The 11,251-nt window shown below is 43.1% G+C and carries 10 protein-coding genes; 6 read left to right on the forward strand and 4 right to left on the reverse strand.

Annotated elements, in window-relative coordinates:
- Positions 1-592 precede the first annotated feature (592 nt).
- Entirely contained in the window at positions 593-2,380 is a 1,788-nt protein-coding gene (locus VF500_RS22875; protein ID WP_330861897.1) for an ABC transporter ATP-binding protein, read from the forward strand.
- Between the two features lie 228 nt (positions 2,381-2,608).
- Complete coding sequence (locus VF500_RS22880) at positions 2,609-2,941, forward strand: DUF3276 family protein (RefSeq protein ID WP_090528014.1); 333 nt, start codon at positions 2,609-2,611, stop codon at positions 2,939-2,941.
- Positions 2,942-3,033: 92 nt separating this feature from the next.
- Here VF500_RS22880 and mgtE read toward each other — a convergent pair whose 3' ends face one another.
- Positions 3,034-4,404: a magnesium transporter gene (gene mgtE / locus VF500_RS22885; protein WP_121231293.1), complete on the reverse strand. Its 1,371-nt coding sequence runs from the start codon at positions 4,402-4,404 to the stop codon at positions 3,034-3,036.
- 219 nt (positions 4,405-4,623) lie between these two features.
- On the opposite strand from mgtE, the gene ychF reads away from it, so the two are divergent.
- Positions 4,624-5,727 (forward strand): redox-regulated ATPase YchF, encoded by a 1,104-nt coding sequence (ychF, locus tag VF500_RS22890; protein WP_330861898.1) that lies wholly within the window; start codon positions 4,624-4,626, stop codon positions 5,725-5,727.
- Positions 5,728-5,965: 238 nt separating this feature from the next.
- Here ychF and VF500_RS22895 read toward each other — a convergent pair whose 3' ends face one another.
- Together VF500_RS22895 and VF500_RS22900 are read right to left on the reverse strand one after the other, a co-directional pair.
- A complete protein-coding gene (locus VF500_RS22895) occupies positions 5,966-6,772 on the reverse strand; it encodes an AraC family transcriptional regulator (RefSeq protein WP_330861899.1) in 807 nt (268 codons plus the stop codon).
- Between the two features lie 161 nt (positions 6,773-6,933).
- Positions 6,934-7,818: an oxidoreductase gene (locus tag VF500_RS22900; protein ID WP_330861900.1), complete on the reverse strand. Its 885-nt coding sequence runs from the start codon at positions 7,816-7,818 to the stop codon at positions 6,934-6,936.
- A 184-nt stretch (positions 7,819-8,002) separates the two neighbouring features.
- Between VF500_RS22900 and VF500_RS22905 the strand changes: the two genes are divergently transcribed.
- Positions 8,003-8,281 carry a hypothetical protein gene (locus tag VF500_RS22905; protein ID WP_330861901.1) on the forward strand — a complete coding sequence of 93 codons (279 nt, stop codon included), beginning with the start codon at positions 8,003-8,005 and terminating at the stop codon, positions 8,279-8,281.
- A gap of 90 nt (positions 8,282-8,371) precedes the next feature.
- Here the strand turns inward: VF500_RS22905 and VF500_RS22910 are convergent, their stop codons facing one another.
- Entirely contained in the window at positions 8,372-9,187 is an 816-nt protein-coding gene (locus VF500_RS22910; RefSeq protein ID WP_330861902.1) for an SDR family oxidoreductase, read from the reverse strand.
- A 75-nt stretch (positions 9,188-9,262) separates the two neighbouring features.
- On the opposite strand from VF500_RS22910, the gene VF500_RS22915 reads away from it, so the two are divergent.
- The gene (locus VF500_RS22915) at positions 9,263-9,625 is read left to right on the forward strand and encodes a winged helix-turn-helix transcriptional regulator (RefSeq protein ID WP_330861903.1); all 363 of its coding nucleotides are present in this window, start codon (positions 9,263-9,265) and stop codon (positions 9,623-9,625) included.
- A gap of 92 nt (positions 9,626-9,717) precedes the next feature.
- Entirely contained in the window at positions 9,718-11,106 is a 1,389-nt protein-coding gene (locus tag VF500_RS22920; protein ID WP_330861904.1) for a sulfatase, read from the forward strand.
- The last annotated feature ends 145 nt before the right edge of the window (positions 11,107-11,251 follow it).

Raw genomic sequence — 11,251 nt, forward strand, 5'->3', positions numbered from 1 at the left:
AATTGGCCTCTCCGCTGGGAGACGCATGTGATGCGTCTCTACAAGAACTTTACATTCGTTTTTAAACAGCCTCTTAAATCAATTAAAAATTTGTGTAATTCGATTAATACGTAAAAATTAGTGTAAAAATTTTTCATTTATAGTTTTTCTATCTTCAAGTGGTTAAAAGTGATTTCCAGCTGATAATTGCAGGAAAATTGTTTTTGGAAATTTTATATATCGACACATATTATTGATAAGTACTGACAGAATATTGTCAGTGTTCAGTTTTTAAAAAACGGGTGTTCAGCTTTTGATTTTGTGATTTTGTAACTAATTGATTATTAGTGCATATGTGTTCGTGTTGGGTTTTGAGGTGCTTTTGTGTATTTATAATATGTTGATTATCAGTAGTGTTTGATTTTGAGAAAAACTGTAAGTGTTCATACTTTTAAAACTGAACACTTATAAGATTGTAACAGATGCATCAATGTAACATTCTTACATCCTCCCGACTTTTCCATCCAATCACTCTCCTCAAATTTTAATACTTTTGATTATTATGTCAGGGCTTTCCGACTTTCGGACTTCCCCGACTCCCGGACTATAATAAATGAAAGACCTCGCATACCTTAATAAATTCTTTTACAAATACCGCTGGCGACTTATTCCGGGTGTGCTGTTTGTAATTATATCCAATGTTTTTGGTGTGCTGCCGGCGCAGGTTATCCGCGTAGCTTTTGATCTGGTTACTGAAAACATCGGCGCTTACCAGCTTTTTTCGGGTTTCGACAGGCAGAGCTTTATTTATGACATTTTCGGTACCAGCCTGTTCCTGTTTGGTACACTGGTATTGGTGCTGGCATTGCTGCGGGGCTTGTTCCTGTTTTTCATGAGGCAAACCATCATCCTCATGTCGCGCCATATTGAGTACGATCTAAAGAATGAGATCTACAATCATTACCAGGAACTGTCACTTGCCTTTTACCGCCGTCACAACACCGGCGACCTCATGAACCGCGTAACTGAGGATGTGAGCCGGGTGCGTATGTATCTTGGGCCGGGCATTATGTATTCCATTAATACTGTGGTATTATTTATCATGGTGATATATGCCATGCTTACCGTTAATGTACAGCTGGCCATTTTTTCGGTATTGCCGCTGCCTATTTTGGCAGGTGTTATCTACTATGTAAACAATGTGATCAATCATCGCAGCGAGCAGATCCAGGAGCGCCTTTCGGGTTTATCCAGCTTTGTGCAGGAAAACTTTTCGGGCATCAGGGTGATCAAGTCATACGTGCGCGAAAGCTTTGTACGCGAAAATTTTGCAAAGGAGAGTGAGGACTATAAAGTACATTCCATGGAGCTGGCTAAAGTACAGGCCATGTTCTTCCCGATCATGTTATTGCTGGTAGGCCTGAGCAACGTAATAACCATGTACGTTGGTGGGGTGGAAGTTATAAAAGGCAACATCACCTCGGGCAACATCGCCGAGTTTATTGTTTACCTCAACATGCTTTCGTTCCCGGTTATTTCGTTGGGCTGGGTAACCTCGCTGGTACAACGCGCCGCCGCTTCGCAAAAACGCATCAACGAGTTTTTGCATGAAAAGCCGGAGATCATTTCGCCGGTTGCGGATAAACATCATGTTGAGGGGCTGATCAGGTTTGATGATGTATCGTTCATTTATCCTGATACCGGTATCCAGGCCTTAAAGAATGTTTCATTTACTGTTGAGCCGGGGCAGATGCTGGCTATTATCGGTCGTACAGGTTCTGGCAAATCAACCATTGCCAACCTGGTAATGCGTATGTATGATACCACCGGCGGAGAGATCACGGTTGATAGCCGGTCGATAAAATCGCTTGGTCTTGAAAACTACCGCTCGCAGATAGGTTTTGTACCACAGGAGGTGTTCCTGTTTTCGGATACGATTGCCAATAACATTGCTTTCAGTGCCGATGTATTGGATATGCCAGTTGTTGAGCAAGCCGCTAAAGATGCTGCGGTGTACAATAATATTATTGAACTGGAAGAAGGTTTTACAACCCTCATTGGCGAGCGTGGTGTTACCTTATCTGGTGGTCAAAAGCAACGTGTATCTATAGCGCGTGCCATTTTCAAACATCCGCAGGTATTAATTTTTGACGATTGTCTTTCGGCAGTTGATACCCGCACGGAGGAAGAGATCCTGAATAACCTTGGCCGGGTAATGCAGGATAAAACAAGTATTATCATAGCCCATCGCATTTCTACCATAAAAAATGCCGATAAGATCCTGGTAATGGATAACGGCCAGATAGTTGAGCAGGGCAACCACGAATACCTGATGCAGCTTAAAGGAACCTACTTTGAGCTTTACGAAAAGCAACTGCTGGAAGAAGAGCAGGACGCATAGTAGCGATTAATTATAAGATCTATTTTTTTAGCGCAAGTTTTGTGTCTGGGGCATAAGCGGGGATGACTTGTGCTTTCTGAAACTTCCCCAACTCTTTCTTGAAATCGTCATGCACACAAAAAAATGACACTTTTGTTTCAAAAAACTCAATAATAGCGAATAAAATACTTGCACTTTGAAATTTTATTTATATTTATGCCAACCAAAACTAATTACAGGTAAATATATATGGGAGATTTTGACAATAGAGAGCGTGAAGAGGTTTATTCAAAGAAGGTGAGAGCCGGGAAGCGGACCTATTTTTTTGATGTAAAAGCAACCCGTTCAAACGATTACTATGTTACTATAACTGAAAGCAAAAAACGTTTGGAAGATGGGGTGTTTGTAAAACACAAGATCTTTTTATATAAAGAAGACTTCGAAAAATTTGCCGAAGGTTTGAAAGATACCATTGATTATATCAAATCAAACCAGGAAGTAGTTGAGAAACGTTATGAGTATAGCGAAAACCCGGAAATTGCCAGGGCTTCTGCCGACGAGGATTTTTCGTTCGAGATCTAATACAACAGAACAACACTAAACTAAAATAATTAAGCCCTGCTCCTTATTAAGAAGCAGGGCTTTTTGCGTAGCTTACTATTTAAAAGCAGGTATTACAATAATATCCCACGCATAAATAATACTGCTATAGTGAAGTAAATGATCAATCCGGTAACATCTACCAGTGTTGCTACAAACGGAGCTGATGATGTAGCAGGGTCAGCGCCAAGTTTTTTCAATAGGAGCGGTAGCATGGAGCCGGCTAATGATCCCCATAAAACAATTCCCACTAATGAAGAACCTACTGTAAAACCGACCAGTAACCAGTGCGGGCCGTAAATACTGCTGAACATACTCCATGCGGCTATGCGTAAAAAGCCGATGAGGCCTAAGCAAATTCCCAGCATTAAGCCTGAAAGTATTTCGCGGCGCATAACCCGCCACCAATCGGTAACGGTAACCTCGCCAAGGGCCATGGCCTGGATAATGAGGGTTGATGCCTGCGAACCGCTGTTGCCCCCGCTTGAAATAATAAGCGGGATAAAATAAGCCAGTACCACTACCTTAGATATTTCATCGCCGAAATAACCCATGGCGGTGGCAGTTAGCATCTCGCCTAAAAATAAAATGATAAGCCAGCCTACACGCTTTTTTACCAGCTTAAAGAGGTTGATATCAAGGTATGGTTCATCCAGGGCTTCGGTACCACCTATTTTCTGGATGTCTTCGGTGTATTCTTCGTTAGCTATCCAAAGGATATCATCAACGGTTACGATCCCTAACAGTACGTTGCCGCTATCTACCACGGGGAGGGCGGTACGGTTATTCATCCTGAAAACATTGATAGCCTCTTCCTGCGGGTCGGCGGCGCTAAGGGCAATCAGTCGTCCGTCCATGAGCTCACTGACCTTGGTTTCAGGTTTTACCAATAAGATCTCGCGGATGCGGATGTCATCAAGTAAAACACCGTGCTCATCAATTACATAGATAACATCAATGGTTTCGGAATTTTTACCATAACGGCGGATGTGCGAAAGCACACGGCTTACATCCCAGGTGCGTTTAACGGCGATGTAATCGGGCGTCATCAAGCGGCCAACGCTTTCTTCTTCGTAGCCTAAAAGGATCAGGGCTTCTTTCCGGTTGTCGGGCGAAAGTTTCTGGATGAGTTTTTGAACGGCATCGCCGTGCAGCTCGCTGAAAAGGGCGGTACGGTCATCTGGCGGAAGTTCATTGATCAGATCTTCAACTTTTTGGCCCGAAAGTTTTTTGATGATCCGTTCCTGTACAGGGAACTCAAGGATCCGGAATACGTTAATAGCGCGGTTAAGCGAAAGGATTTCGATGAATTTAGGGCCGTGTTCAGGAAGCTCACCGATCAGTTCTTCAACATCCGATATGTTGAGGTTGTTCAAATATTCCTGTAATTGGGTGTCGTCTTGTTTTTCCAGCAACAATTCTACTTGCTCAACCATTTCTTCCATATATAGACCCTCCTTTTTTACATCGGTGTTTTAATATTTTAGCTTCTTTTTTCCGAGCGCAAAAGTCGTTTATTTTTTCAAATTATAAGGCAAAATTTTCTGTTATCTTTGCGCTTTTTAAAGTGAGTGGTTTATTAGGTTAAATGGTTGATTAGTTTATCAGAATCAAAACTTAATCAACCCAATCAACCATTCACTCAATCAACTAAAAACACAAACATGGGTTTACAATGTGGTATAGTAGGTTTGCCGAATGTGGGTAAATCGACACTTTTTAATTGCTTATCAAACGCCAAGGCGCAGGCGGCTAACTTTCCGTTTTGTACTATTGAGCCAAACGTGGGTGTAATTACAGTGCCGGATGAGCGCTTAACCAAACTTACAGAAATAGTTAACCCTAAAAGCATAGTACCAAATACTATCGAGATAGTTGATATTGCAGGCCTTGTTAAAGGTGCCAGCAAAGGCGAGGGGTTGGGTAACCAGTTTTTAGCTAATATCCGCGCTACAAATGCTATTATCCACGTATTGCGTTGCTTTGATAATGATAACGTGATCCACGTTGATGGTTCTGTTGATCCTATTCGCGATAAAGAGATCATTGATACTGAATTACAGCTGAAAGATCTTGAATCTATAGAGAAAAAGATCCAGAAGGTTGAAAAGATGGCTAAAACCGGTGGCGACAAAGAGGCTAAGAAAACCTTTGATGTTTTAACCGTTTATAAAAACCACCTGCTTGAAGGTAAATCGGCCCGTACGGCACCTGTTGAGGAAGAAGATAAAGAATACGTGGCCGACCTTTGGCTGCTTACCGCCAAGCCGGTATTGTACGTTTGTAATGTTGATGAAGGTTCGGTAAGTAACGGTAATGCTTATGTTGAAAAGGTAAAAGCTGCAGTGAAGGATGAAAAGGCCGAAGTACTGATCATTTCAGCGCAGATTGAATCTGAAATTTCACAACTGGAAACCTACGAAGAGCGCCAGATGTTTTTAGACGATCTGGGTTTAACAGAATCAGGTGTAAATAAACTGATCAAAGCTGCTTACAGGTTGTTGAACCTGGCTACCTACTTTACTGCCGGTGTGCAGGAGGTACGCGCCTGGACTATTACCCAGGGTTTCACTGCGCCCCAGGCCGCAGGTGTGATCCACACCGATTTTGAAAAAGGCTTTATCCGTGCCGAAGTAATTAAATACGACGATTTTGTAAAATTCAATGGCGTTGAGGCTACTATAAAAGAAAACGGTAAACTGGGTGTTGAAGGTAAAACCTACATTGTGCAGGATGGCGACATTATGCACTTCAGGTTTAACGTCTAAAGATAGAATCAGGAAGTCAAGAATCAAGAGACAAGAATTTAGATTTAAGACTAAAAGATACAGGAGCCAGGAAATGGATTTGGGAATCAACCCCGTCTTTTCCTGGTTTTTTTATGTCTTGGTTCTTGAATCTTGATTTCCTGACTCGTCTTTTCTTCTTGTTTCCTGACTCTTGACTTCCTGATTCTTCTTTCTCCTCTTGTTTCTTGACTCTTGCCGTCTTGAATCTTCTCAGCCGTTATACCGCCGACGGCGCTACCCCATAAGCCTTTTTAAAGGCGAATGAAAAGTGGGAGAGGTCTTTGAACCCTACATCCATATATACATCTGATACCTTATGCTTCTTTTCCTTGATCAGGAAGTAGGCGTCCTTTAGCCTTTGATTTTGGATCCAGCGGTTGGGGGAGGTGTTAAAGATCCGTTCAAAATCACGTTTAAAAGTAGCCAGGCTACGGCCGGTTAGGTAGGCGAAGCGGTTAATATCTACATTAAAACGATAGTTTTGGGTCATGAAGGCCTCCAGGTCTATCTTGCCGGGCTCGCTGAAATCAAACAGGATATTTTTGAGTCCCGGATTGGTTTCAAGCAATATCATTATGGCCTCTTTTACCTTGTGCAGGGTAAGTGCCGGACTGATCTCGTCGCTGCTTTTATCCATATAAGGGTTTAGTGACCGGATGTAATTGCTGAACAAGTCGTTCGGTTTTAAGAACAATGCGCTTTCACCTGTATATGGGCCATCGGCGTGTAAATCAAGTTCAGCGCTCATGCTTTGCAGCGTGGCCTGATCCATACCAATGGTAATGGTTTTAAATTCGCCTCCGGCTGGGGGATGTTTTACATATTTCGCCAGTTCGTTCCGTTTCAGAAAGCGGTAGTCGCCCTGCTTAAAATAGTAGTTTTTTCCGTTTACATAAAGCTCCGAATCGCCGGATAGGATATAGCCGAAAACATGGTCGGGAATAAATTGCTCGCCGGCCCTGCTTGTATGCGAGTAACAGGAATAAAGTATCCGCGGCGATGTTTTTGGATTTGACAATGGCATGTTGCTCAAATTTAGTAATTAAGAAAGACTTACGAAGTTTTTGAAACTTCGTAAGTCTGGTTTCTTCCCCGGAGCGTATCCTCACGCCTGGATGATGTTCATGTAATATTCGCGGCCGTGAGGACACGGCCGCGGGGAGGGAGCCTTAAACCGAAAATATATTAGCCTTTTTGAACTGTTATCGATTTCCCAAAGTCGGAATTTAAAAAATCATCAGCCTCGTCATGGTCAGTTGAATTAGTAACCGGAAGCCATTGTTCAAATTCGGCCTTGCGTGCTTCATCGGCAGCTTTTAACAAGCCGGCTGCTTCACTACCCAATACAAGGTGCATTGGAGGCTCGGGATGTTCGGCAAGTTCAACCATTACTTTAGCTGCTTTTTCCGGATCGCCAACCGGTACAAATTTTCCGCTTGATATATAATCTACACGGGCATCAACTGTTTGTTCGTAGCCTTCAACCTTTGGTGCATAGCTCATGGAATCGCCTGCCCAATCGGTACGGAAACCTCCCGGCTCAACACAGGTAACCAATATGCCAAGCGGTTTTACTTCTTTTGATAAAGCTTCGGTGAAGCCGCTAAGGCCAAATTTTGCCGCCTGGTACATACTTAAACCGGCATTACCAATACGACCGCCAACTGAGCTGATCTGCAGGATACGGCCCGAACGCTGCTTGCGCATATAAGGTAATACCGCACGGGTGATCTCGATAGGTGCATATAAATTGGTTTCAAGCTGACTGCGTACTTGTTCGTCGGTAAACGCTTCGGCCGCGCCAATAATACCGAAACCGGCATTGTTCACCAATACATCAATTTTACCAAAGTGGGCTACTGTATCGGCAACGGCTTTATGTACTGCCGGGTAATCGGTCACATCTAATTTTATAGGATAGATTTGGCCAGGGTATTTATCAGCCAGATCTTTTAATTGTTCGGGGTTGCGTGCTGTAGCGGCAACATTATCGCCGGCCGCTAAAACTGCTTCTGTAAGGTTGCGACCTAATCCGCGGGCGCTGCCTGTTATAAACCATACTTTTTTCATAGTCTTATCTTTATTTTGATAACACAAAGTTAGGTTGATGTGATGCGCTGAGTTTTGTTAGAAAGCTCAAGTTGTTTTGTTGAGAGGCTCAATTGTTGAATATAGTGGGGCGTATTTTTATAAAAAAGAGTTATATTGGTATTAGACTGAGAATAGATGATCACCTCAAAATAGGAATATCAATATGGCATCTGAATATCTTAAATATATTAATAATGGTAGAGATGGGTATGTTGTTTACATACATGGTAATATTGAGTTGAAATTTTGGTACGAACTGGAGGGCGGCAAATATGTTGCAATAATTTATATACCAACTGTTGATAACTGGTATAGCAAAACAGGGATAACAATTGACCAACGGCAGGCAATAACGGAATTTATTGCCAGGCAAATGATAAAAGACCAGGCTCCAAATTCAACTTATGAAATATGCGAAGATTGTATAGGCCTGTTAAATTGATTAGATATCAGCAAGAACATCAGGAGGCGATAGTAATATTCCCCTGAATCGGTATTGCCATCGGTTCGGGGAATATTACTATTTTATCATTTAAAAGAAGCTGCTCATCTTTTCCATATATTCCTCAATAGGCATGCTATTACGCATATTCATCAGCATGTTGCCCATATTGCCTATTACTGTACGGAATTGATTGCTTTTGCGGGTTGCCAGATCATCGATAGCGTTAACAATGAGCATTGGATCATCAAGTTGCGATTCATCGCGTGAGCCCATCAGGTTTTGTAGTTTGCTGGTAAGTGCGTCATAAACGGGTATGTCGGGATTTTGGTTCCAAACTACGCTGTCTACAAAATTATTACCCTTTGAGCCGCCCTGCTCTATCAACCTTAAGTGAATATTAAGCGGCTTTAGTTCGTAGTAAAGTCCCTCAGTAAGGCCTTCCAGCGCAAATTTCGACATGTTGTACAGTGAGCCAAGTGGTACAGCCGTGGTAATACCCATAAATGAGCTGATATTAATAAAAGTACCACCTCCGTTTTGTCTGAAATGCGGCAGGAAAGAGCGGATAATATTAATGGGGCCGCGGGTATTTACTGCAAACTGCCAGTCAATGTCTTCTTCTTTGGCAAGTTCCAATGCACCATAAGTGCCCATACCGGCATTGTTCACCACCACATCAATTTTGCCGAAAGCCGCTATCGCTTGTTCTGTGGCGGTTTTTACCTGCTCAAGGTTGGTAACATCCAGCTTAAAGATTTTGATATTAGGGTATTGTATGAGCTCAGTTTCTTTTTCGGGGGTACGCATGGTGGCAGCTACGTTCCAGCCCTGTTTTGCAAAATGTTTGGCGGTTAATTTGCCCAGTCCGCTGCTGGTTCCGGTTATGAAAATTGTTTTTAACATGTTATTTTGTTTGATGATGCAAAATTATGGCGGAATTGGTATAATTTTGTAACCAGTTACATAGAGTATACCAGTATGGAAGCAGGAATAACGTCACACCAACGTAATCATGCCGATGAGCGGCAGGCACTTCAGGACACCATGTATGTCATAGGCGGTAAATGGACGCTGCCGATCATTAATTCTATTTGCAATGGAAACAAACGTTTCCGGGAAATTGAGCGGAGTATCCCCGGTATCACTACGCGCATGTTATCGCGCGAGCTAAAAACAATGGAAATGAATAAGCTTGTTAAACGAACAGTAACGCCAACTTCGCCGGTTTTGATCGAGTATGAATCGACAGAGTATTGCCGGAGTTTTGGCGGGATCATTTTGGAAATGATAAAATGGGGCAAGGAGCATCGGGAGATGTTGCGGAACGCTGATAAGCAGTAGTTAATATAGTGGCTTTTCTGTTTAATTATCCATTGTAAAAGTTAAGTTATCTTTAGCCGCCATCTTTAATAAAAACCTATTTTCACCGGGTAATGAAACATCTAACCAAATTAATCTGCAAGGGCCTTTTTCTTTTGTGCCTGATATTTTTAGTTGAACCAGTTTCGGCCCAGAAAAAACAGCTGCCCAATATCATTTTTGTTTTGGCGGATGATATGGGTTACTCCGATTTGAGCTGTTACGGTAACCCGGTGATTCGCACACCATTCTTGGATAAAATGGCGCAAAAGGGTGTAAGGGCTACCAATTACGTGGTGAGCAGCCCGACTTGTACACCATCGCGCGCTTCACTGCTTACGGGGCGTTACGCTTCAAGGATGAATTTGCCCGCGCCGATAGGCCCTGGATCAAAGCTTGGCATCCCTGATCAGGAAGTTACCATTGCCGAAATGCTGAAGCAAATCGGCTACAAAGCAGCCATGATAGGTAAATGGCACCTTGGCGATCATGCACCTTATAACCATCCAATGGCGCAGGGTTTTGATTCGTATTATGGTTTGCTTTATAGCCATGACTATCGTTCGCCTTACGTTAAAACCGATACAACTATAAAAGTATTCCGTAACCATAAGCCGGAGATCCTGAAACCGGCCGATTCATCACTGATTGACCTGTACCAGCGCGAAGCCATCCGCTTTATCAAGGAACAGAAAAAGGGTGATAAGCCCTTCTTTTTATACCTCGCTCATAATATGCCGCATTTGCCGGTGGCTTTTGCATCATCGGCAAAAAATAAAAACCGCAGCGATGGCGGACATTTAGGTGATGTGGTTGAACAACTGGATGAAAGCCTTGGCCAGGTTTGGAGCGAACTGGAAAAACAAGGCCTTGCCGATAATACGATATTTATGTTTTCGAGCGATAACGGTCCGTGGATAGAGTTTCCTGACCGGATGTTGGGCGATAATGCTACAAAACACTGGGATGCCGGTACGGCCGGGGTTTTCAGGGGAAGCAAAGGGCAATCATATGAGGGTGGTGTGCGTGAGCCGTTCATTGTTTACTGGAAAAATCATACCCCGGTTGGCGCAAGCATTACCAGCATGATGAGCAACCTTGATGTATTACCTACCTTGGCTAATTGGACAGGGGCTCCGCTGCCTAAAGGCCGTACGCTTGACGGACAATCAATAGCTGATGTGCTGACAGGCAAAGCGCCTAAACATCCCGAACACCGGCCTATCTATTATTACAATAACAGCGTTTGTGAAGCTGTGCGCCTTGGCGGCTGGAAATACCGCGAAGTAAAGGCTAACAATAATGTTGGGGGAGTGGCCGGCTCACCGCAGCCTGCTCAAATTGAATTGTTTAACCTTGCATATGATCCAAGCGAACGCACCAACGTGATCAAAGAATATCCCGAAATGGCCCAAAAGCTGAAAGCTCTTTTTGACCAGTATCCGGGAATGAAGGAGAATTAGGAAAAATTGAACACCCAATAAAATCATGTCATTGCGAGTAACCATCAGGGGTACCTGAAAAAAAATGTAATGACGTGCCCTGCGATGAGAAGTAAGATATTTGCGGAATAAACAGGGCAAATTAGACACCCCGTATAACCCTTGG

The organism is Mucilaginibacter sp., from assembly GCF_036383575.1.
Taxonomy (GTDB): Bacteria; Bacteroidota; Bacteroidia; order Sphingobacteriales; family Sphingobacteriaceae; genus Mucilaginibacter.